Raw genomic sequence first — 22,626 nt, forward strand, 5'->3', positions numbered from 1 at the left:
GGTGGGGGGCCAGGGGATCTCGGGGGAGGGGTGGAAGGTGATGCCGGCGGTGGCCCAGCGCGGGCCGTGGCCGGCGAGGCGGCTACGGAACCGCTGCCAGTCGTGCGTGGCACGCGGGGACCAGCCCAGCTCCGCGACCGCGGGCAGGCGGGGGAAGAGCATGTACTCGACCTCGGCCCGCGTACTCACCGACTCGGTCCACAGCGGCGCCTCCACGCCCAGCACGGCCTCGGCCGGTACGCCCCGCACGTGGGTGCCCGGATCCCACTCGTACGCCCGGCGCACGTCGATGAGACCCGCCCAGTCGTGCCCGATCGGGGTGTCCGGCGCGTACTTCATGTCCAGGTACGCGTGGTTGGCGGGGGAGAGGATCACCCGGGCGCCCCGGCGTACCGCGTCGGCGGTCTCCGGGTCGTCGCCGTTCGTGCCCCACCACTGCAGGACGCGCCCGTCGACGTGCCCGGCCGGGGCGAGCTGGTGCCAGCCGACCACCGTCTTGCCGGTGGCCTGCACCAGCCGCTGCGCCCGTTCCGCGAAGGCGCGGTAGCTCTCGGCCGGCACCTTGAACGCCTCGTCGCCGCCGAGGTGCAGCCACGGCCCCGGCGTGAGCGCGGCCACCTCGCCGACCACGTCCGCGACGAAGGCGTACGTCCGCTCGTCGGCGGGGTCGACGTAGCTGAACCCGACCTCGGTGCCGGTGTAGGGCGGTGGCGCGACCTTGCCGGGCGCCAGTTCGGGGTACGCGAGAAGCGCCGCGTTGGTGTGGCCGGGCAGGTCGATCTCGGGCACCACGGTGACGTGCCGGCGGGCCGCGTACGCGACGATGCGCCGGTAGTCGTCGCGGGAGTACCAGCCGCCGGGGCCGCCGCCGACAGCTGTCGCCCCGCCTACTTCGGTGAGCCGGGGCCAGGAGTCGACGGCGATCCGCCAGCCCTGGTCGTCGGTGAGGTGCAGGTGCAGGTGGTTGAGCTTGTACCGGGCCAGGTGGTCGACCACCCGCAGCACGTCCTCGACGGGGAAGAAGTGCCGGGCCACGTCGAGCATGGCGCCCCGATAGGGGAAACGCGGACGGTCGACGACCGTGCCGCCGGATACTGCCCAGCGGGTGGCGACCGGCGTGGGGCTCTCGATCGCCGCCGGCAGGAGCTGCCGTAGCGTCTGCGCGCCGTGGAACAGGCCGGCCGGGGTGGCGGCGGTGATCCGGACGCCGGTGGCGGTCACGTCGAGGTGGTAGCCCTCGCCCTCGAGCCCGCCGACGGCCGGCCCGCCGGAGCCGTCGTCCGTCGCCCGGGTCCCGGGAGCAGCGGCGGCATCCGGGGCGGACGGGGACAGCGTGAGCGTCAGCGGGCCGTCCCCCCGGGCGGGGACGTCGGTGACCGGCAGCGGGAAGCCGGTGGCCGGACGCAGCCAGGCGGCGAGCTGCTCGGCCACGTCCCGCCCGGCGGGGCTGACCCGCAGCGCCGCGTCCGCTCCCAGCGTGAAGTCGCCCGCGGGGTCCGGGAACACCTGCTCGGGCGCGGGCACCACGTCGTCGAGCCGGACCGGCGCCGGTCCGGCGAGCACCTCGGTGGCACGGCCCGCGGCGACACGCGCCAGCTCGGCGGCAGGCGTCGCCACGCCGGGCAGCAATTCACCCGACGTGCTGGTGGGACGGGTGTCGGTCGGCTCCGGCCCGGTCTCCGGGGCGGTGGGTGTGGTCGGCACGGCGACGGCTCCGAGGGGTGTATTCGCGCGGGATATGGCAAAGGTGAGGATCCGCGGGACGCAGTCAGTCAAGAGTACGAGGGGAAGCGGAATTGCGTGATCGTGCTCGTGGAAGCGTTCCCAACAACCCGTACGAACGCGCATAGTGGCGACCGTTGTGCCGAAAGTCACCGAACGCTCCCAGGTTTCACGAAACTCGCCTAGCCTTCGGCCCACCGACGCTGACGAGCCGGGATTACCGGTGGTCACTCCCGGGGTATGTCCGAACTAAACCTTCGTTAAGTGTCAATGGCGCGCGTTGGAGGCTCTGGTGGAAGCGCAGGAATCGGGCGAGCACAAGTACGTGTACGACTTCGCCGAGGGCAACAAGGATTTGAAGGATCTGCTCGGCGGCAAGGGGGCCAACCTGGCCGAGATGACCAACCTCGGCCTGCCGGTTCCGCCCGGCTTCACGATCACCACCGAGGCCTGCAAGGCGTACCTGACGACCGGGCGTGAGCCCGACGGCCTGGCCGCGCAGATCGAGGCGCACCTGGAGTCCCTGGAGCGCGAGATGGGCCGCCGCCTCGGCGACCCGGACGACCCGCTGCTGGTCTCGGTACGCTCCGGCGCCAAGTTCTCCATGCCCGGCATGATGGAGACCGTCCTCAACGTGGGTCTCAACGACCGCAGCGTGGTCGGCCTCAGCAACCAGGCGGGTGGGAACGACAGGTTCGCCTGGGACTCGTACCGCCGGCTGATCCAGATGTTCGGCAAGACCGTCTGCGAGGTGCCGGGCGAGGAGTTCGAGCACGCGCTGGACGAGATCAAGAGCGCCAAGGGCACCCACAACGACCTCGACCTGGACGCCGACGACCTGCGGGGGCTGGTCGACGCGTACAAGAAGATCTTCGTCAAGCACACCGGCCGCGAGTTCCCGCAGGAGCCGCGCGAGCAGCTCGACCTCGCCATCCGCGCGGTCTTCGACTCGTGGAACGCGGAGCGGGCGATCCTCTACCGCCGCCAGGAGCGCATCCCGGCCGACCTGGGCACCGCCGTCAACGTGGTGGCGATGGTCTTCGGCAACCTCGGCCCCGACTCGGGCACCGGCGTCGCGTTCACCCGCGACCCGGGCAGCGGCGCGCAGGGCATCTACGGCGACTACCTGGCCAACGCCCAGGGCGAGGACGTGGTCGCCGGCATCCGCAACACCGTGCCGTTGCAGGAGCTGGAGCAGCTCGACAAGACCTCCTACGACCAGCTGCTCGGCATCATGGCCCGGCTGGAGGAGCACTACAAGGACCTCTGCGACATCGAGTTCACCATCGAGCGCGGCAAGCTCTGGATGCTGCAGACCCGGGTCGGCAAGCGCACCGCCGCCGCCGCGTTCGTCATCGCCGGGCAGCTCGTCGACGAGGGTCTGATCGACCTGGACGAGGCGCTGCACCGGGTCAACGGCGCGCAGCTCGCCCAGCTGATGTTCCCGCGCTTCCAGCTCGACCACGAGTTCGAGGCGGTCGCCAAGGGCATCGGCGCCTCCCCGGGCGCCGCGTCCGGCAAGGTCGTCTTCACCTCGGCCCGGGCGGTCGAGCTGGCCGCCGAGGGCGAGGCGGTCATCCTGGTCCGCCGGGAGACCAACCCGGACGACCTCAACGGCATGATCGCCGCCAAGGGCATCCTGACCTCCCGAGGCGGCAAGACCAGCCACGCCGCGGTGGTGGCCCGCGGCATGGGCAAGACCTGCGTCTCCGGCGCCGACGAGCTGGACGTGAACGTGCCGGCGAAGAGGTTCACCGTGGGCGACCACGTGGTGAACGAGGGCGACGTGGTCTCGATCGACGGCACCACCGGCAAGGTGTACCTCGGCGAGGTGCCGGTCATGCCGTCCGAGGTGGTGCAGTACTTCGAGGGCGAACTCGACCCGGAGCACACCGACGACGCGCTGGTCCGCTCCGTACACCGGATCATGACGCACGCCGACGCGGCGCGGCGGCTGCGCGTGCGCACGAACGCCGACACCGGCGCGGACGCGGCCCGGGCCCGGCGCTTCGGCGCCGAGGGCATCGGCCTGTGCCGCACCGAGCACATGTTCCTCGGTGACCGGCGCGAGCTGGTCGAGCGGCTCATCCTGGCCTCCGGCGCGCGGGAGCGGGAGGACGCGCTCGCGGCGCTGCTGCCGCTGCAGCGGGCCGACTTCATCGAGATCTTCCGGGAGATGGACGGCCTGCCGGTCACCGTGCGGCTGATCGACCCGCCGCTGCACGAGTTCCTGCCCCCGCTGGAGCAGCTCGCGGTGAACGTCGCGGTCGCGCAGGAGCGCGGTGAGGACGTCGCGAAGGAGGAGGCGCTGCTCGCCGCCGTCCGGCGGATGCACGAGGAGAACCCGATGCTGGGCCTGCGCGGCGTCCGGCTCGGCCTGGTCATCCCGGGCCTGTTCGCCATGCAGGTCCGCGCGATCGCCGAGGCCGCCGTGGCGGTCGTCCGCGACGGCGGCAAGGCCTGCCCGGAGATCATGGTGCCGCTCGTCGGGGCCGTGCAGGAGCTGGAGACGGTACGCGCCGAGGCCGAGCGGATCATCGCCGAGGTGGTCGGGGACAGCGGCGTCGAGGTGCTGATCGGCACGATGATCGAGGTGCCCCGGGCGGCGCTGACCGCCGGGCAGATCGCCGAGGCGGCCGAGTTCTTCTCCTTCGGCACCAACGACCTGACCCAGATGGGCTGGGGCTTCTCTCGCGACGACGTGGAGGGCGCGTTCTTCTGGCGCTACCTGGAGCTGGGCATCTTCGGCATCTCGCCGTTCGAGTCGATCGACACCGACGGCGTCGGCCGGCTGGTCCGCATCGCCGCCGAGGAGGGCCGGGCGGCCCGCCCGGGCCTGAAGCTGGGCGTCTGCGGCGAGCACGGCGGTGACCCGGACTCGGTGCACTTCTTCCACGAGGTCGGCCTGGACTACGTCTCCTGCTCGCCGTTCCGGGTGCCGGTGGCGCGCCTGGAGGCCGGCCGGGCGGCGATCACCACCACCGGCTCCGACTCCCGCTGACGCCGACGCGGGGCCGCCGGTGTTCATCGACGGCCCCGCGTACCGCCTGGCGCGCCTTTCCGGCCTCCTCGGCGTAACCTGAGCTTCCGCCACGTGTCGATCAGGAGGGGTGGGCGCATGACCGCCGTCTGGGAGAACCTGACCATCGACGCCCGGGACCCGTCCCGGCTCGCCAGTTGGTGGGCGGAGGCGCTCGGTTATCAGGTGGTCACCGACAAGCCGGACGAGGTGGAGATCCGCCGCACCCCCGACACGCTGCCCGGTCTCGTCTTCGTCCCGGTCGCCGGGCCGAAGGAGGGGAAGAACCGGCTGCACATCGACCTGCGCCCGGCCGACCTGGAGGCCGAGGTCGAGCGCCTGGTCGACATGGGCGCGCGGCACGTCGACATCGGCCAGGGAGACGTGGAGTGGACGGTGCTCGCCGACCCGGAGGGCAACGAGTTCTGCGTTCTCCGGGGGAAGTGAGCGGCGACGCGGCGCGGCTGGTCGACGAGGCGCCGAAGGACACCGGGTACGGCCGGTCGCCGTTCGAGCGGGACCGTGCCCGGGTGCTGCACTCGGCGGCGTTCCGGCGGCTCGCCGCGAAGACGCAGGTGCACACCGCCGGCACCGACGACTTCCTGCGTACCCGCCTGACCCACTCGCTGGAGGTCGCGCAGATTGCCCGCGAGATGGGCGCCCGCCTCGGCTGCGACCCGGACGTGGTGGACACCGCCGGGCTGGCCCACGACCTGGGCCACCCGCCGTTCGGGCACAACGGCGAGTACGCGCTGGACGAGCTGGCCGCCGCCTGCGGCGGGTTCGAGGGCAACGCGCAGACGCTGCGGGTGCTCACCCGGCTGGAGGCCAAGGTGCTCACAGCGGACGGGCGTTCGGCCGGGCTGAACCTGACCCGGGCCGCGCTGGACGCGGTGAGCAAGTACCCGTGGCCGCGCCGCCCCGGTGAGCGCAAGTTCGGCGTGTACGCCGACGACCGCCCGGTCTTCGACTGGCTGCGCGAGGGCGCGCCGCCCGGCACCCGGCGCTGCCTGGAGGCCCAGGTGATGGACTGGGCCGACGACGTGGCGTACTCGGTGCACGACGTCGAGGACGGCATCCACGGCGGGTACGTCGACCTGCGCCCGCTGCTGGCCGACGCGGACGAACGGCGGGCGCTCTGCGCCGACGTGTCCGCCACGTACTCGGGTGAGGCACCGGAGGACCTGGGCGAGGTGCTCGCCGACCTGCTCGCCGACCCGGTGCTCGCCCCGCTGGCCGCGTACGACGGCAGCCACCGTGCGCTCGCCGCGCTGAAGGCCACCACGAGCGTGCTCACCGGCCGGTTCGTCTCCCGCGTGGTGGCCGCCACGCAGCAGCGCCACGGTCCCGGCCCGCACCGCCGCTACGCCGCCGACCTGGAGGTGCCGCGCCGGACCCGGGCGCAGTGCGCGCTGCTCAAGGGCATCGCGCTGCGGTACGTGATGCGCCGCCCCGGTGCCGAGGGCCGGTACGCGCGGCAGCGCGACGTCCTGGCCGGGCTGGTGACGGCGCTGCTGGACCGGGCGCCGGACGCGCTCGACCCGGTGTTCGCGCCGTTGTGGCGGGACGCGGCGGACGACGCCGGACGGCTGCGCGTGGTGATCGACCAGGTCGCCTCGCTCACCGATCCGGCCGCGCTTGCCTGGCACGCCCGCCTGGTGTCGCCGAGCTGACCGGATCACCCCGGCGAGCTTAGGTTAGCCTAAGTGGCATGACGGACCGCCCGAAGAAGCTCACCGCCGCCACGGTCGTCCGGACCACGCGGCCCACCCCACACCTGATCCGCCTGGTCCTGGGCGGTCCCGAGCTGGCCGGGCTGCCGGTGGGCGCGTACACCGACCACTACGTGAAGTTCGTCTTCCCGCCGGCCGGGGTGACCTACCCGTACCCGGTCGACCTGGCGACGATCAAGCGGGAGTTCCCGGCGGAGCAGTGGCCGCGCCTGCGCGCGTACACGGTGCGGGCCTGGGACGCCGCGGCGGGTGAGATGACGGTGGACGTGGTGCACCACGGCGACGAGGGGCTGGCCGGGCCGTGGGCGGCGGCGCTGCGTCCCGGCGACCGGGTGTTGTTCACCGGGCCGGGCGGCGCGTACGCGCCGGACCCGGCCGCCGACTGGCACCTGCTGGCGGGCGACGAGAGCGCGCTGCCGGCCATCGCCGCCGCCCTGGAGCGGCTGCCGGCGGGCGCGCGGGCGAAGGTGTACGTCGAGGTCGGCGGCCCGGCCGACGAGCTGCCCCTGACCAGTGCGGGCGCTGTCGAGGTGTGCTGGCTGCACCGCGACGGCCGCCCGTACGGCGAGCCGCTGGTCGAGGCGGTACGGGCGCTGGAGTTCCCGCCCGGCCGGGTGCACGCGTTCGTGCACGGCGAGGCCGGCGCGGTGAAGGAGCTGCGGCGGCTGCTGCGGGTCGAGCGCGGCGTGCCCCGGGGCGACCTGTCCATCTCCGGCTACTGGCGGCAGGGCCTTGACGACGAGGGCTGGCGCTCCACCAAGCCGGCCTGGAACGCCGCGGTGGAGGCCGAGGAGGCCACCGCCGTCCCCTCCTGACCGCCCTCGCCGCTCGCCGCCCGCCGCCCCCGCTCCCGACGGCGATCTTGGAGTTGTGGCGCCTCTGATACCGGTGCGAAGCAGGAATTCCGGGCGCCACAACTCCATGATCGACGGTACGGCCTGCGTACCCAAGCCACCGGCACCCGGGCCCCGGCTCCGCCGCTCCGGCCTGGCCACTGCGGGGGTACCTCGGTTTGTAGCATAGGTGCTACATTTCGAGGCATGACTGCGGTCGAACTTCCTGGGGCCGTCGCGTCCCCCCGACCGCCCGACGAGGATCTCGTCCTCGACGTGCGGGATCTGCGTATGCGCTACGGCGCCGTCGACGTGCTGCACGGCGTCGACCTGACCGCCCGGCGGGGCGAGGTGGTGGCGCTGCTCGGGCCCAACGGCGCCGGCAAGACCACCACCATCGAGATCCTCGAAGGCTTCCGGCTGCCCTCGGCCGGCACGGTGCGCGTGCTCGGCAGCGACCCGGCCCGCGGCGACGAGCGGTGGCGCGCGCGGCTGGGCGTGGTGCTCCAGTCCTGGCGCGACCACGGCAAGTGGCGGGTGCGGGAGCTGCTCGCGCACCTCGGCGACTTCTACGCGCCGTACGGCACCGACCGGATCCCGCGCCCGTGGCCGGTCGACGAGCTGCTGGAGACGGTGGGCCTGACCGCGCACGCCGGCAGCCGGGTGGCGCGGCTCTCCGGCGGTCAGCGCCGCCGGCTGGACGTGGCTGTCGGCATCGTCGGCCGCCCGGAGCTGCTGTTCCTGGACGAGCCCACTGTCGGCTTCGACCCGGCCGCCCGGCGCGAGTTCCACGAACTGGTGCACCGCCTGGCCGACCTGGACGAGACCACCATCGTGCTGACCACGCACGACCTGGCCGAGGCGGAGAAGCTGGCCGACCGCATCCTCATCCTGGCCGGCGGCCGGATCATCGCCGAGGGGTCGCCCGACCAGCTCGCCCGGCGCGTCGCGGGGGACGCCGAGGTGCGCTGGACCCGTGACGGCGAGCGGTACGTGCACGCCACCGCCGACGCCACCGCGTTCCTGCGCGACCTGCTCCGCGAGCACGGCGACCGGATAGGCGAGCTGGAGGTGCGCCGGGCCAGCCTGGAGGACGCGTACCTGGCGCTGGTGCACGAGGAGGAGACCGGCATCCGGACCGGCCGGGCCGAGCGGGTGTGGCAGCAGGAGGCGGACCGATGAACCCGACCACGAACGCGCTACGGGCCGGGCTGCGGCGCGGCGTGATCGAGTTGCGCGCGACGTTCACAAACGGCCAGGATCTCTGGACCTACTTCTTCCCCACCGTGGTGCTGCTGATCGCGGTGTTCTGGATGCGCGGCTCGACGGTGCCGGGCACCGACTTCTCGCTCGGCGCCCGTACGCTGCCCAGCGCGCTCGGGATGGGCCTGCTCTTCGGCGGCCTGCTCGGGCTGGCCAACCAGCTCGTCATCGACCGGGAGGACGGCACGCTGCTGCGCGCCAAGGCCATCCCGGACGGCATGCTCGGCTACCTGGTCGGCAAGATCGTGCTGGTCTCGGCGGTCGCGCTGATCGGCGTGGTCATCCAGCTCACGCCCGGGCTGTTCTTCCTGGACGGGCTGCGGCTCGGCGACCCGGGCGCCTGGCTCACGCTGGCCTGGGTGGTGCCGCTCGGGCTGGTGGCGACGCTGCCGCTGGGCGCGGTGATCGGCTCGCTGATCGAGAACCCGCGCAACATGGGCCTGGTGGTGATGCCGATCTTCGGCCTGATCGCGCTGTCCGGCATCTTCTATCCGATCAACGGCCTGCCCGGCTGGCTGCAGGGCGTCGCCCAGGTGTTCCCGCTCTACTGGCTAGGCTTGGGCATGCGCTCGGCGCTGCTCCCCGGCGACCTGGCAGCAGTCGAACTCGGCGGCTCCTGGCGGCACCTGGAGACGGTCGGCGTGCTCGGCGCCTGGGCGGTGCTCGGGCTCGTGCTGGCCCCGGTGGTGCTGCGCCGGATGGCCCGCCGGGAGTCCGGCTCGCGGGTCGCGGCCCGGCGGGAGCGGGCCATGCAGCGGGTCGGATGAGAGGGCGTCGATGAGCGAGACCGTGCACAACCGGATCGCGGTGCTGCGCGCCGAACGGGGCATCTCCCGGCGGCAGCTCGCCGACGCGCTCGGTGTGCACTACCAGACCGTCGGTTACCTGGAGCGCGGCGAGTTCCGGCCCAGCCTGCACCTGGCGCTGCGCATCGCCGCGTACTTCGAGGTGCCGGTCGAGGTGGTCTTCTCCATCGAGCCGTTCCCGCGTATCGGCGACCCCGCGGCGGCCCGCTCGGCCTGAGCCGGCGGGGACGGGCGTGGTCGGCCACACGCCCGTCCCCCCGGCCGCCGGATCGTCGGTCCGGCAGGGCAGGATGTACGCCGAGGGGGTGGCGGTCATGGCGGGGCGGATCCGGGACGAGGACATCGCGCTGGTCCGCGAGCGCACCGCCATCGCGGACGTCATCTCCGAGGTGGTGACGCTCAAGTCGGCCGGTGGCGGCAACCTCAAGGGGCTCTGCCCGTTCCACGACGAGAAGAGCCCGTCGTTCAACGTCTCGCCCGCCCGCAACGTGTTCTACTGCTTCGGCTGCGGGGTCGGCGGCGACGCGATCAAGTTCCTGATGGACGCCGAGCACCTCAGCTTCGTCGAGTCCGTCGAGCGGCTGGCCGCCCGCGCCGGCATCCAGTTGCGCTACGTCGAGGACGACAGGTCCGCGCCGCGTCCCCGCCCGCAGCAGGGGCAGCGGCAGCGCCTGGTGGCCGCGCACGCCGCCGCCGTCGACTTCTACCGGGCCCAGCTCACCACCGCCGGCGCGCGCCCGGCCCGCGAGTTCCTCGCCGGGCGCGGCTTCGACCGGTCCGCCGCCGAGCGGTACGGCTGCGGCTTCGCCCCCGACGGGTGGGACCTGCTCACCAAGCACCTGCGCCAGCAGGGCTTCACCCACGACGAGCTGGTCACCGCCGGGCTGTCCCGCCCGGCCCGCTCCGGTTCGCTGATCGACAGGTTCCGCCGCCGCCTGATGTGGCCGATCCGGGACATCACCGGTGACGTGATCGGCTTCGGCGCCCGCAAGCTGTTCGACGACGACGACGGCCCGAAATACCTGAACACCCCCGAGACGCCGATCTACAAGAAGTCGCACGTGCTCTACGGCATCGACCAGGCCAAGCGGGAGATCGCCAAGCAGGGCAAGGTGGTGGTGGTCGAGGGCTACACCGACGTGATGGCCTGTCACCTCGCCGACGTGCCGACGGCGGTGGCGACCTGCGGCACGGCGTTCGGCGGCGACCACATCTCGGTGCTGCGCCGGGTGCTGTTCGACAGCGACGAACGGGCCGGCGAGATCATCTTCACCTTCGACGGCGACGCCGCCGGGCAGAAGGCCGCGTTGCGCGCGTTCGAGGACGACCAGCGCTTCGTCGGGCGTACCTTCATCGCGGTCAGCCCCGACAACATGGACCCGTGCGAGCTGCGCCTGGCAAAGGGCGACCTGGCCGTGCGTGACCTGGTGGCCCGCCGCGAGCCGCTGGTCGACTTCGCGCTCCGGCACGTGATCAGCCGGTTCGACCTGGACACCGTCGACGGCCGGGTCGAGGCCATGCGTCGCGCCGCGCCGCTCGTGGCGAAGATCAAGGACCGGGAGAAGCGCCCGGAGTACGTGCGCAAGCTCGCCGGCGACCTCGGCATGGAGATCGAGCCGGTGCAGCGCGCGGTGCTCAACGCGGCACACGGGCCGCAGGCCGGCGGCGCCGCGCCCGCCGCCCCGGCCCGCCCCGGCCGGGCCACGCCCGCTGTGGACAGTCCGCGTTCCATGGTGGAGCGGGAGGCGCTCAAGCTGGCGTTGCAGGAGCCGGTGCTGGCCGGTCCGATGTTCGACGCGGTCGAGGTGACCGACTACCAGCACCCGGTGCACGTCGCGGTACGCGCCGCCGTGGCGGCGGCCGGCGGAGCGTCCACTGCCACCGGCGGCGCGGTCTGGATCGAACGGGTCCGCGACGCCTGCGACGACCTGGCCGGGCAGGCGCTCATCGGCGAGCTGGCGGTGGAGCCGCTGCGCATCGACGGCGAGCCGGACCCGAGGTACGTCTCGATCACCATGGCCCGGCTCCAGTGGAGTTCGGTCACCGGCCGCATCCGTGACCTCAAGTCGAAGATCCAGCGGGTCAACCCGGTGAGCAACAAGGACGAGTACTTCGCCCTGTTCGGGGAACTGCTGTCGCTGGAACAGCACGCACGGGCACTGCGCGAGCAGGCCGCCGGAGGATTGTGATGGGACTGTTCAACCGCCGGCCGAAACTGCCGTCCGCCGACCGGCCGCCGCTGGCCGCCGACGAGCGGGTGCTCGCCTGGGCCGCCGCCGGCACCGGCGAGGGCGGCAACGACGGCGTGCTGGTCGCCAGCAACCGTGGCCTCTGGCTGCCCGGCCGGGTGGAGCGCCTCGGCTGGCACGACATCCTCAAGGCGGTCTGGTCCGGCCGCGAGCTGACTGTCACCCCGGCCGAGCCGGTCGCCGAGCGCGACGGCTACCTGGTGGTGGCGGACGGCCTCCCCGAGACGTACCTGCTCGTCGACCCGGGTGACCTGCCGCACCAGGTCCGGGACCGGGTCACCGGCTCGGTGGCGTACACCTCGCACCACGAGATGCCCGGCGGCTCCGGGCGGATCGCGGCCCGGCGGGTGCCCGGCGTCGACGGGCTGACCTGGACGGTCCGCTACGACCCGGGGACGCCCACCGACGACGAGGACGTGGCCGCCGAGACCGCCCGGCTGGTCGCAGCGGCGCGGGCCGCCACCACCCCCGCCGACGTCTGAGGTCTACACCTTGAGGACGTCGACCTCGTAGAGCGGGATGGAGGCGTCGCGGGTGATGGCCCAGAGCGCGACGTGGGTGTCCAGCAGCAGGGTCATGCGCCGATCCCGAAGTCGGCGGCGATCTCGGCGTTGGTCTGTGGCGAATCCCAGTCACCCGAGAGGTCCACCTGCCCCGCGAGGGAGCCGATCGCCGTGCGGTCGGTCCGGCGCACCAGCGGTACGACCTTCGCCACGGGGGTGCCCGCCCGGTCGATGATGATCTCTTCGCCGCGTTCCACCCGCTCGATGATGCGCGACAGGTGGGTCTTGGCATCATGCATGTTGTAGTGCACAGCCTCAGCCGACATGGCGCGCCCTCCTCGGTTAGCTAAGCTCTTAGTTTAGGCACGTGGGCGGGCGCCGTCGAGGAAGAGCGCGACGACCCGTGCGGGGCCGGTCTCGTCGGTGAGGTCGGCCGCACGGGCCAGGTGCAGGAACGCGTTCATCAGGAACTCCGGTTCGCCGGTGACCGCGCCCTCGGCGCGGGCGTCGGCGAAGAACCGGGTCACCGGGGCCAGCATCAGGTCGACGTAGAGGCCCGAGACGTGCTCGCTGGTCTCGGCGGAGACGAGCGGCAGCGTGTCGTAGATGCGCTGCTCGAACGTGATCGCGTCGCCGTGCTGCCCGGCGGCGACGGTGGCGAGCGCGTGCAGCCGGTGCGGCACGTCGCCGGGGCCGGCCAGCGCCGCCGAGATCCTGCCGCCGACGTCCCGGATGTACCGCTCCGCCACCGCGATGTAGAGGTCCTCCTTGCCGCCCGGGAAGTGGTGGTAGATGGACGGCTTCTGGATGCCGACGCTGCGGCCGACGCCGACCAGGGAGATGCCCTGGTAGCCGGTCGCGGCGAGCTGTTCGGCGAAGGCGTCCATGATCTGGGTGCGGGTGTCGCTCATCGGTTCTTCCTGGCGTGGTGGAGGGCGAGGGCGCAGGCGGCGGTTCCGGCGACGGTGAGGGCGGCGAGCGCCGCGACGCCGATCGGGGCCGCGGCGAGCGGCGTGCCGCCGCCGAGCTGCCGGGCGGTGTCGACGATATAGGTGAGCGGGTTGACCGTGGCGATCACCCGCATCCAGCCGGCGAGTTCGTCGACCGGCGCGAACACGCCGGTGAAGAACGACAGGCCGAACACGACGAGCGTGACCAGGTTGGTGGTGGACGCCGAGTCCGACCGGATGGCGAGCGCCGTGCTCAGCAGCGCGAGCGCGAGCATCAGCAGGAGCATTCCGGCGACGCCGGACCAGCTCGCCGGCCGGTAGCCGATCGCGACGGCCCCGGCGACGGTCACCGCCATCTGGAGTACGACAGCGAGCAGCGCGGCGACGACCGGGCCGACGAGGAACGGCGTCGTGGTCCCGTGGGCGAGCCGGAGGCGGTCCAGGTATCCGCTGGTGATGTCGCCCAGCACGAGCGTGCCGGCCGCGCCCGCGCCGGTGGCGACGCCGGTGAGCAGGATCAGCGGCAGCAGGAACGCGATGAAGCTTGTCCCGCCCAGATAGGTGCTGCCCACGGCGTCGAGCTGCCCGGCGTAGACGAGCAGGAAGAACAGGGACTGGGCGATCGGGGCCACGAGCAGCGCCGGGGTACGGAGCACGGCCCGGGTCGAGCGTCTGATCGCCGCGAGGACGACCGGGGCCGAAGATCGGCGGGGCGGGGTGAGCGCGAGCGGGAGCACGGTGTCGGGCCTTTCGGGGTGCGGTGGGGGCGCGCCTCAGCGAGCGGCGAGGGCGACGAAGACGTCGTCGAGGGAGGGCTCGGTGAGATGGAGCCGGGTGACGTCGGCGGCGATCGCGCCGGCTTCGTGCAGGGCAGCGGTCAGCGCGCGGGGGTCGTCGGGGACGCTGAGGCGTACCCGGTCCGGGTGGTCGGGGTCGGCGCGGAACCCGGCTTCGGACGCGGCGACGAGCGCGGTCGCGGCGGCGGCGTCGGACAGGTCGAGCGTGAGCGTTCGGGCGCCGACGCGCCCCTTGAGCGACGCCGGTGGGCCCTGGGCGACCACCCGGCCGTCCCGTAGCACGGCGATCTCCGTGGCCAGCACGTCGGCCTCGTGCAGGTCCTGGGTCGAGATGAGCAGCGAGGTGCCGCTGTGGTTGAGGCGGGTCAGCTCGGTCCAGAAGTCGATGCGTGCGAGCGGGTCCAGGCCGGTGGTCGGCTCGTCCAGGATCACCACTGCGGGCTCGGCGACGAGCGCCACCGCCAGGTCCAGCTTGCGGCGGGTGCCGCCGGAGAGCTTGGCCACCCGGGACGAGCGGTGCTCGCCCAGCCCGAACAGGTCGACGAGTTCCCGCGTGCGGCGGGCCCGCTGCCGGCGGCCGAGCCCGAGCGCCACGCCGTGGAAGTCGAGCACCTCCGCCGGGGTGGCGAGGGGGTCCAGCGCGTTGGACTGCGGCGCCAGGCCGATCAGCCGCCGTGCGTCCCGCGCCTGGGTCACGGTGTCGAAGCCGCCGACGCGCACCGAGCCCGAGGTCGGGGTGCGCAGGGTGGCGATGATCTCCAGCAGCGTGGACTTGCCGGCGCCGTTGTGGCCGAGCACGACGAACCGGCTGCCCGGCGCGACGGCGAGGTCGAGCGAGCGCAGGGCGTCGCGTGTCCCGTAGGTCTTGGTCAGGGCGGAGGCGAGGACGAGCGGGGTCATGCCCGCCACCCTACCGACCGGTCGGTAGGGTGGCCAAATCCGGTTGTCGACCTGCCCTGCCGCCGCTAGCGTCGCGGCATGTTCGCCACCGAGCGTGTACGGCTGCGCCCGCCCACCCCCGACGACGCGCCGGACCTGTTCCGCCTGCACAGCGACCCGGAGCTGCGCCTGATCACCGACGGCGGGCCGTTCCTGCCGTACCACGTCGGCCAGGTCCGGGCCCGGCTGGAGAAGCGCGCCGCCGAGCAGCCGGAAGCCGGCGATCCGGTGACACTGCTGGCCGAGACCGTCGCCGACGGCACGTTCCTCGGCACCGGCGTGCTGTGGGGGATCAACACCTTCAACGGGTACGCCCACCTCGGCATCACGCTGCTGCCCGAGGCGCGCGGCCAGGGCTACGGCGCCGAGGTGATCCGGCTGCTCTGCCGGTACGGCTTCCGCAACCGCAACCTGCGGCGCCTGGAGATCGAGACGCTGGCCGGCAACACGGCGATGCGGCGTACCGCCGAGCGGTGCGGCTTCGTCCACGAGGGCACCCAGCGCGACCGCGAGTACGACGGCGACGGCTTCGCCGACATGGCGCTCTACGGTCTGCTGCGGAGCGACTGGACGCCGTAGCGGGGCCGCGCCGCGCTCAGCCGCCGTCGCGGTAGAACCGGGCCGCGCCCGGGTGCAGCGGGATCGGGCCGGTCGCGGCCGCGCTGGCCCGGTTGAAGTTCGCCGCCTCCGGGTGCACCTGGATCAGATCGCCCTGCCAGGTGAAGAGCACCCGGGTCAGGTCGTACGCGAGTTGCTCCGGCATGTCCGCCGCCACCAGGATCACGTTCGCCACCGTGATGGTGGGCGTCGGCTCGGCCGTGCCGTAGACCTCCTTCGGCAGCGTGGCGGTGGTGTAGACGCCGCCGAACCGGGCGCTCAGCGGCTCGATCAGGTCGTTCAGCGGCAGCAGCCGGAACTTCCCGGGCGCGGAGGAGAGCAGGTCCTTCACGCCGGGCGTGGGCAGGCCGCCGGAGAAGAACATGGCGTCCAGCGTGTTCGCCCGCATCCGCTTGACCGTCTCCGGCAACGACAGGTTGAGCCGCTGGATGCCGGCGTTCGGGTCGATGCCGCCGGCGGTGAGCAGACGCCCGGCGATGATGTCGGTCCCGGACTTCGGCGAACCGGTCGAGACGCGCTTGCCGCGCAGATCGGCGAAGCTGTTGATCTTGCCGTCGCTGCGGACGATCACGTGCGTGTAGTTGCTGTAGACGCGGGCCAGCGCACGTACCGGCTGCGGTTGCTTGTCGAACGCCCCGCGGCCGTCGACCGCGTCCGCCGCCGTGTCGGCCAGGCTGAACGCGATCTCCATGTCGCCGCCGGCCACCCGGGTGATGTTCTCCACCGACGCGCCGGTCGGCTCCGCGCGCGCCTCGTACCCGGGCACGTGCCGGGTGATCAGATCGGCGTACCCGCCGCCGAGCTGGTAGTAGACGCCTGTGGTGTTGCCGGTGGCCAGGAAGATCCGCCCGCCGTGCCACGCCTGCCCAGTGGTGTCCTCGGCGCCGCAACCGGCCACCAGCACCGTCGCCAGCAGCGCCGCCACCAGCCGCGCCGGGCGGCCGCTCACCGGCGGACCGCCGGTTCCAGCGCCTCCGCCACCCGCTGCACCAGCGTCGCCGTCTCGTAACCGATCTGGCCCAGGTCGCAGCCGGGCGCGGCCAGCACGCCGAGCAGCGCCCGTTCCCCGACCGCCATCACCAGCATCACACCGCCGTCCATGTCGACGATCTGCTGGCGTACCCGGCCGGCGGACATCAGCCGGGCCGCGCCCACGGTAAGGCTCGCCAAGCCGCTGATCACCGCTGAGAGCTGGTCGACCTGGTCCGGGGAGAGATCCGGCGAGGACGCCAGCCGCAGTCCGTCCTCGGAGACCGCGAGCGCGTGCGAGACGTCCGGCACCTGCTCGGCGAAGTTCGCCAGCAGCCAGTCGAGCCCGGTGGAAGCGGGTGGATTCATGGTCTTCTCCCGTTGGGTGGTGTGGTGTTCGGGGCACGGCGCGTCGCGCTGGCCACCCCCTCGGCGAGGGCGGACAGCCGGGCGCGTACCACTTCGGGGTCGAGCAGGTCGGTCGCGGGCGGCGGCGCGGTGACGGCGGGCATCGGTCCCGGCAGATGCCCGCCCACCGGCCGCCGGGGCAGCCCGGCGGCGGTGGTCGACACCGGCGCCGGTGGCACGCTCACCGGCCGGATCCGCGCCGCGCTCGGCGCCAGCAGCGCGCCACCCGGCGCCCGGACCGTGGCCACGCCGCGCGCCGGCCCGCCGGCCGTCGGGGCGCTGGTGACCAGGTCGCGGGAACCGCCCTGCGGCCGCAGGACGGGCGCGTTCTTGAACCACGGCGCGCCGCGCCCGTGCGGGCGCCGCTCGGCCGGCGGCCGGGACGCCACCGACTCGACCCGGGTCAGCACCGACTCCGGTACGTCCACCTGCGCCACCGTGCCGGTGCCGGGGTTGTGCAACTGCACCCGGATCCCGTGCCGGGCGGCCAGGTGGGCCACCACGTGCAGGCCCATGCTGCCGGCGGCGGCGCTGGACAGGGTGGCCGGCGCGGCGAGCCGTTCGTTGATCTCGGCCAGCCGGCTCTCGCTGATGCCGATGCCCTGGTCGTGCACGCGCAGCACCAGCCCGTCGACGGTGCGCCGGCCGTCCACCAGCACCCGGGCCTCCGGCGGCGAGTAGACGGTGGCGTTCTCCAGCAACTCGGCCAGCAGATGCACCAGGTTGCCGGCCGCAGCGCCGTGCACCGCCGCGGTCGGCACGTCGATCTCCACCCGCGGATAGTCCTCGATCTCGGAGGCCGCCGCCCGTGCCACGTCGTCCAGCAGCAACGCGCCCTCGTGCCCCCGGCCCGGCTCGCCACCGGCGAGGACCAGCAGGTTCTCCCCGTTGCGCCGCAGCCGGGCGGCCAGGTGGTCCAGCGCGAAGAGCCGGGCCAGCGCGTCCGGATCGGTCTCCTCGCGTTCGAAGTCGTCGAGCAGCCGCAACTGCCGGGTGATCAGCGTCCGGATGCGCCGGGCCAGCGCCTCCGCCATCCGGGTCACGTCCAGCCGCAACTCCGCCTGCTGCCCGGCGAGCCGCAGCGCGGCCCGGTTCACCGTGTCGAACGCCTCGGCGACCTGCGCCACCTCGTCCCGACCGCGCCGGATCCCGTCCGTCATCCGGGTCGCCGGACCCTCCGCGGGCGCCCGTTCGCCCGCCGCGATCGCGGTGATCCGCTCCGGCAGCTCCCGGTTCGCCATGGTCAGCGCGGCGACCCGCAGCCGGCGCAACCGGCGGCTGGTCCGTACCGCCAGCAGCACGGCGGTGACGAGCGAGCCGAGCGCGACGGTGCTCGTCGCCCCGGCGGTCAGCACCGCGCGCAGCCGGGCCGCGGCGGCCAGGTCGGCCGCGTCCCGGTCCAGCCCGTCGGACAGGTCCCGGCCGAGCAGGTTGTACCGGCGGATCGCGCCGCTCTGCGCCACGTACCAGGCGTCGCCGTCGGTCTTCAGCGCGTCCGGCGCGCCGTCGGTGTCGAGCATCGCGTCGCGCATCCGCCGGGCCGTGGTCACGTCGGCGCCGTCGACCAGCCGGTACCAGGCAGCGTTCGCCGGGGCGGAGGCGATCCGCAGGAACTCGGCCTGCCGCTGCTCCCGGGCGCCCCGCAGCCGGCCCAGCCGGGCCAGCTCGCCGCGTTCCAGTCCGCCTCTGACGAACACCGCCCGCAGCAGGTCGCGCTCCAGCGCGGACAGGTGCTCCTGGGCGGCCACCGAGGCCACCTCACGGGCCTGGTTGGCCAGGTCGGCGTCCCGGAGTTGACTGGGCAGCGCGTCCGCGACCGCGAGCAGCGACTCCACGAGCGACACGTACGCCGGGTCGCCGCGCTCACCGGCCAGCGCCAGGTCCCGGGTCGGCGCGAGTTGCTCCAAGCGCCCGCGCGCGTCGTCCAGCACCCCCGCCAGGTCCGGGGCGGCCCGGCGCGCGTCACCCTGCGCCGAGCGGTAGCGCTCCACGGCCGTGTCGACCCGGCGGCGCTGCGCGTCCACGAGCGGGCGGCCGGACGTACCGCCGCGCTGGCGCAACGCGGCCGTCTCGCCCAGTTCGCGTTCCAGCTCGTGCACCAGACGTACGGTCGCGGTGGCGGTGCCGGCCAGCACGCGCGCCCGGTCGGCGTCGGCGGACGCGTCCAGCGCGGCGTCGGTCTGCGCCGCCCCCAGCACGACCAGCCCGGCCGTGGCGACCAGGATCGGGGCCAGCAGTTGGACGCGGACCGAGCGCAGGCGTCCGGTGCGGTCCGCGGAGCGGTGGTGCCGGCGTACGCGAGCCGGGTGGGGCAGCGGCACGGTGGTCTCCGGTCGGGTCGGGCGGGCCGGGCCCGGACGCGCGTCCGGACCCGGCCCGTTCAGGTCAGCTCGCGCCGAGGTCGCTCAGTGCCCGCTCCGCGCCGCGGTGCAGCGGCACCGGGTCGGTCTTGCGGGCGTTGCCCAGCTCGATGCCCTTCGCCGCCGGGTTCGCCTGGGCCAGGGCGTCCTTGGACTCGAACACCGTCCGGGTGATCGCGCAGGCCACGTCGGCGTCGAGGTTGTCCCGCACCAGCAGCACGTTCGGCACCACGATGGTGGGCACGTCGGCCGGGGTCCGGTAGATGTCCTTGCCGATGGTGCCCGCCTGGTACGCCGGGTTCAGCTCGGCCATCTTCGGCAGCAGCGGAGTGATGTCGACGAACTTCACCTTGTCGCCGGACGTGGTGAACAGGTCGGTGACGCCGCCGGTCGGTACGCCGCCGGACCAGAAGAAGCCGTCGATGCTGCCGTCCTTCATGCCGTCGACGGTCTTGGTGAGGTCCAGCCGCTGCGCCTGGACGTCCTTCGCCGGGTCCAGCCCGGCGGCGGTGAGCAGCCGGTTGGCGATGACCTCGGTGCCGGACTTCGGTGAGCCGGTGGAGATCTTCTTGCCCTTCATGTCGGCCACCGACGTGATGCCCGCGTCGGCCCGTACGACCACCTGAGTGTAGTTGTCGTAGATCCGGGCCAGCGCCTTGACCGGCTGCGGCGCGGTGAAGCTCCCCTTGCCCTGCACCGCGTTGACAGCGGTGTCGAACAGGGAGAACGCCACGTCGTACTGGCCGGCGACGAGCTGTTCGACGTTCTGCACCGAGGCGCCCGTCTCGGCGGCCGTCCCGGTGAGCTTGCCGTCGGTGGTCTTGCTCAGCTCACCGGCGAGCGCGTTGCCGACCACGTAGTAGACGCCGGTGGCGTTGCCGGTGGCGATACCGACCCGGGTGTCCTTGGTGACCTTGCAGCTGACCTCGCGGGCGGCGTCGTCCTTCGCCGCGCCGTCCTGACGGCCCCCGCAGCCGGCGGCACCGGCGGCGACCAGGACAAACGCCCCGACACCCGCCACTATCCTCGCGTCGATCCGTCCCACTCTCTCTCCTCCCCAAGATCCACGGATTCTTCGACCGCCGGGCGGCCGGGGTGCCCGGCGGCGCCACGTCGGACGTACACGCCCGCGACCGTGAGCGCGGCGAGCGCCGCGCCGATCGCCATGGGCAGCGGTTCCAGCCAGAGCAGGACCAGCCCGGCGATCGCGCCGAGGATCCGCTCCGGCGCGCCGGCCGGGCCCACGCCCGGCAGCCAGCCGCCGGCCGCGACCGCCAGCACCGCCACGCCGAGCGCGGAGACCAGGCCGGCCGTCACGATCCGCCCGGGCCCGCCGATGCCGAGCAGTCCGAGGCCGGTCGGCGTGATCACGAAGGCCAGCGGGATCAGGTACGCCGGCAGCGCGTACCGCAGGGTCTGCCACATGGTCGGCACCAGGCGGCCGCCGGTGACCGCGGCGGCGGCGACCGCGGCGAGCGCGGTCGGCGGCGAGAGCTCGGACAGCACCGCGAAGTAGAAGACGAACATGGCCGCGGCGGGCGCCTCGACACCCAGGTTCAGCAGCGCCGGGCCGATGATCACCCAGCCGATGACGAAGGACGCGGTGACCGGCACGGCGAGGCCCAGCAGGCTGAGCGCGACGGCGGCGAGCACCGCGGTCAGCGCCAGCACCACGGCGGGCTCCGAGCTGACCGCCTGCGCGCCGCTGATCAGCAGCGAGGCGGCCTGCGGCCCGAGCCCGGTCTTCGTGGTGGTGGCGGTGATGATGCCGGCCGCGGCGCACACGGCGCTCACCGCGAGCACCCCGCGTACGCCGTCGCGCAGCGCCGCCACCAGCCGGGCCGGCGTGAGGCGGTGCCGCCGGTCCAGGAAGGACAGCGCCGCCGCGATCACGGTGGCGATGACCACCGCCCGCATCGCCGACGCGCCGAGCGCCAGGACCACGATGATCACGAGGAGCGAGAGGAAGTGGTAGCCGAAACGGGCCAGCAGCCGCCAGGCCGAGCCGCTGTCGATGACCACCGGACGGACCCCGGAACGTCGCGCGTCGATCTCGACCGAGAACAGGATGCCCAGGTAGTAGAGGATCGTGGGCACCGTGGCCCAGCCGAGCACCTGCAGGTAGGACACGCCCAGGTACTCGGCGATGATGAACGCCGCCGCGCCGAGCGTGGGCGGGGACAGGATCGCCCCGACACCGGCGGCGGCCAGCATGCCGCCCGCGCGCTCGGCCGGGTAGCCGGCGCGGCGCAGGATCGGCCAGGTCACCGCGCCGATGCTGACGGTGGTGGCGGCGCCGGAGCCGGAGACCGTGCCGAGCAGGAAACCCGAGGCGACGGCGGTGCGCCCGGCGGCGGTACGGGAGCGGCGGAACGCGGCGGCGGACAGCTCCACGAAGAACCGGCCCGCGCCGGACAGGTCGAGCACCGCGCCGTAGATGGTGAACAGCACGATGTAGGAGGCGGCGACGTCCAGCGGCGTGCCGTAGAAGCCGCTGTCGGAGTTGTAGAACGCGTCGACCAGCTGCGCGAAGTCGAGCCCCGCGTGCGCCACCGGCCAGGACTGCGGCAGCAGCCCGCCGTAGTAGCCGTACCCGAGGAACAGCACGCAGACCGCCGGCAGGATCCACCCGGTGGTACGCCGGCACGCCTCCAGCAGCAGGAGCAGCAGCCCGGTGCCGAACGCCACGTCCAGCGGATCCAGCAGGCCCTGCCGGTCCAGGAAGGCGTCGTACCCGCCGCCGCCCGCACCGACGGCGACCGGCAGCACCGGGTAGAGGCAGACCACGAGCGCCGCGAGCGCCAGCAGCCAGTCCACGGGCGTGGGTCCGCGCCGGTCGTCCACGTCGACCGCGTCGGCCTCGGTGCGTCGCAGCCGCACCCCCGAGGGGTACGCGAGGAACACCATCGGCAGGACGCCGGCGAGGAAGAAGATGAGGTAGTACTTGCTGCCCTGGGCCAGCGGGAAGAACACCTGCCAGAGCGTCAGCAGCCCGACCGCGACGGTGACGCCGGTGAACAGGAAGCCGACTCCGCCGGCGAGGACCCGTCCCGGCTTCTCCTCCTCGAACCGGGCGGCCAGTTCCCGGGCGTCCTGCTGGGCCTGATCCGGGGCGTCCTGCGTCTCGGCCGGATTGTGGTCCTCGGTGTGGTGCGGCACGGCCCGGCTGTGGTGGTGCGTCTCGCCCGGCCCGTCGTCGGACCACTCCGGACCGGCGACGACGCCCTCGTCCGGCGGGAGCGGCACCGCCTCGGCGTCCACATCGGACCCCGGTCGTCCGCCGGACGGCGGCCGGGGTTTCGGGGGAGTCGCGTCGGAGGGGCGAACGGGCGGCACGAGGGGGCACGATACGCGAATTGCGCGCGCGTTGGGAACATTGCTTAACGTGATTGCAATGAGTGACGGTAATTGGGGTGACGCGCTCCGGCGGACGCTTCTTGAATCTCTTTCGTAATTG

General features: G+C 73.4%; 20 protein-coding genes. 10 read left to right on the top strand and 10 right to left on the bottom strand.

Going from position 1 to position 22,626, the window contains the following annotated elements:
* Nucleotides 1-1,704: beta-N-acetylhexosaminidase (locus tag KBX43_RS27105; RefSeq protein ID WP_210887822.1), on the bottom strand; the 1,704-nt coding region annotated here is incomplete at its 3' end.
* Nucleotides 1,705-2,014: 310 nt separating this feature from the next.
* On the opposite strand from KBX43_RS27105, the gene ppdK reads away from it, so the two are divergent.
* The 9 genes from ppdK (at nt 2,015) to KBX43_RS27150 (ending at nt 12,107) form a co-directional block, all read left to right on the top strand.
* Complete coding sequence (ppdK, locus tag KBX43_RS27110) at nt 2,015-4,723, top strand: pyruvate, phosphate dikinase (RefSeq protein WP_210887825.1); 2,709 nt, start codon at nt 2,015-2,017, stop codon at nt 4,721-4,723.
* 117 nt (nt 4,724-4,840) lie between these two features.
* The gene (locus tag KBX43_RS27115) at nt 4,841-5,188 is read left to right on the top strand and encodes a VOC family protein (protein WP_064448149.1); all 348 of its coding nucleotides are present in this window, start codon (nt 4,841-4,843) and stop codon (nt 5,186-5,188) included.
* A complete protein-coding gene (locus KBX43_RS27120) occupies nt 5,185-6,414 on the top strand; it encodes a deoxyguanosinetriphosphate triphosphohydrolase (RefSeq protein ID WP_210887828.1) in 1,230 nt (409 codons plus the stop codon). The genes KBX43_RS27115 and KBX43_RS27120 overlap by 4 nt, the downstream gene beginning before the upstream one ends.
* 38 nt (nt 6,415-6,452) lie before the next feature.
* The gene (locus KBX43_RS27125) at nt 6,453-7,289 is read left to right on the top strand and encodes a siderophore-interacting protein (RefSeq protein ID WP_043329057.1); all 837 of its coding nucleotides are present in this window, start codon (nt 6,453-6,455) and stop codon (nt 7,287-7,289) included.
* A 225-nt stretch (nt 7,290-7,514) separates the two neighbouring features.
* Nucleotides 7,515-8,489, top strand: coding sequence for an ABC transporter ATP-binding protein (locus KBX43_RS27130; protein WP_210869740.1), 975 nt, complete (start codon nt 7,515-7,517; stop codon nt 8,487-8,489).
* On the top strand, nt 8,486-9,337 hold the full coding sequence (locus KBX43_RS27135) for an ABC transporter permease (protein ID WP_043329061.1): 852 nt from the start codon (nt 8,486-8,488) through the stop codon (nt 9,335-9,337). Before KBX43_RS27130 ends, KBX43_RS27135 begins: the two co-directional genes overlap by 4 nt.
* A 10-nt stretch (nt 9,338-9,347) precedes the next feature.
* On the top strand, nt 9,348-9,593 hold the full coding sequence (locus KBX43_RS27140) for a helix-turn-helix transcriptional regulator (protein ID WP_013287928.1): 246 nt from the start codon (nt 9,348-9,350) through the stop codon (nt 9,591-9,593).
* A gap of 73 nt (nt 9,594-9,666) precedes the next feature.
* On the top strand, nt 9,667-11,565 hold the full coding sequence (gene dnaG / locus KBX43_RS27145; protein WP_166456725.1) for a DNA primase: 1,899 nt from the start codon (nt 9,667-9,669) through the stop codon (nt 11,563-11,565).
* Nucleotides 11,565-12,107, top strand: coding sequence for a hypothetical protein (locus KBX43_RS27150; protein WP_043329065.1), 543 nt, complete (start codon nt 11,565-11,567; stop codon nt 12,105-12,107). Before dnaG ends, KBX43_RS27150 begins: the two co-directional genes overlap by 1 nt.
* 92 nt (nt 12,108-12,199) lie before the next feature.
* Here KBX43_RS27150 and KBX43_RS27155 read toward each other — a convergent pair whose 3' ends face one another.
* From KBX43_RS27155 to KBX43_RS27170, 4 genes are read right to left on the bottom strand one after another with little or no spacing between them, the layout of a single operon-like run.
* Entirely contained in the window at nt 12,200-12,454 is a 255-nt protein-coding gene (locus KBX43_RS27155) for a type II toxin-antitoxin system Phd/YefM family antitoxin (protein ID WP_043329066.1), read from the bottom strand.
* A 33-nt stretch (nt 12,455-12,487) separates the two neighbouring features.
* Nucleotides 12,488-13,039, bottom strand: coding sequence for a TetR/AcrR family transcriptional regulator (locus KBX43_RS27160; RefSeq protein WP_043329068.1), 552 nt, complete (start codon nt 13,037-13,039; stop codon nt 12,488-12,490).
* Nucleotides 13,036-13,815, bottom strand: a complete 780-nt coding sequence (locus tag KBX43_RS27165) for an ABC transporter permease (protein ID WP_210887831.1) — start codon at nt 13,813-13,815, stop codon at nt 13,036-13,038. Before KBX43_RS27165 ends, KBX43_RS27160 begins: the two co-directional genes overlap by 4 nt.
* A 36-nt stretch (nt 13,816-13,851) precedes the next feature.
* Nucleotides 13,852-14,775 carry an ABC transporter ATP-binding protein gene (locus KBX43_RS27170; RefSeq protein WP_210887834.1) on the bottom strand — a complete coding sequence of 308 codons (924 nt, stop codon included), beginning with the start codon at nt 14,773-14,775 and terminating at the stop codon, nt 13,852-13,854.
* A gap of 78 nt (nt 14,776-14,853) precedes the next feature.
* On the opposite strand from KBX43_RS27170, the gene KBX43_RS27175 reads away from it, so the two are divergent.
* The gene (locus KBX43_RS27175) at nt 14,854-15,393 is read left to right on the top strand and encodes a GNAT family N-acetyltransferase (protein WP_210887838.1); all 540 of its coding nucleotides are present in this window, start codon (nt 14,854-14,856) and stop codon (nt 15,391-15,393) included.
* A gap of 16 nt (nt 15,394-15,409) precedes the next feature.
* Here the strand turns inward: KBX43_RS27175 and KBX43_RS27180 are convergent, their stop codons facing one another.
* From KBX43_RS27180 to KBX43_RS27200, 5 genes are all read right to left on the bottom strand, one after another.
* The gene (locus KBX43_RS27180) at nt 15,410-16,381 is read right to left on the bottom strand and encodes a TAXI family TRAP transporter solute-binding subunit (protein ID WP_064448158.1); all 972 of its coding nucleotides are present in this window, start codon (nt 16,379-16,381) and stop codon (nt 15,410-15,412) included.
* On the bottom strand, nt 16,378-16,770 hold the full coding sequence (locus KBX43_RS27185; RefSeq protein ID WP_030503989.1) for a roadblock/LC7 domain-containing protein: 393 nt from the start codon (nt 16,768-16,770) through the stop codon (nt 16,378-16,380). The genes KBX43_RS27180 and KBX43_RS27185 overlap by 4 nt, the downstream gene beginning before the upstream one ends.
* Complete coding sequence (locus tag KBX43_RS27190) at nt 16,767-19,130, bottom strand: nitrate- and nitrite sensing domain-containing protein (RefSeq protein WP_209962885.1); 2,364 nt, start codon at nt 19,128-19,130, stop codon at nt 16,767-16,769. Before KBX43_RS27190 ends, KBX43_RS27185 begins: the two co-directional genes overlap by 4 nt.
* 64 nt (nt 19,131-19,194) lie before the next feature.
* Entirely contained in the window at nt 19,195-20,214 is a 1,020-nt protein-coding gene (locus tag KBX43_RS27195; protein ID WP_104115035.1) for a TAXI family TRAP transporter solute-binding subunit, read from the bottom strand.
* A complete protein-coding gene (locus tag KBX43_RS27200; protein ID WP_210887841.1) occupies nt 20,190-22,430 on the bottom strand; it encodes a TRAP transporter fused permease subunit in 2,241 nt (746 codons plus the stop codon). Before KBX43_RS27200 ends, KBX43_RS27195 begins: the two co-directional genes overlap by 25 nt.
* Between the last annotated feature and the right edge of the window lie 196 nt (nt 22,431-22,626).

The sequence above is a fragment of the Micromonospora sp. C41 genome (genome assembly GCF_018070485.1).
In the GTDB taxonomy this organism is placed as follows: Bacteria; Actinomycetota; Actinomycetes; order Mycobacteriales; family Micromonosporaceae; genus Micromonospora; species Micromonospora chalcea.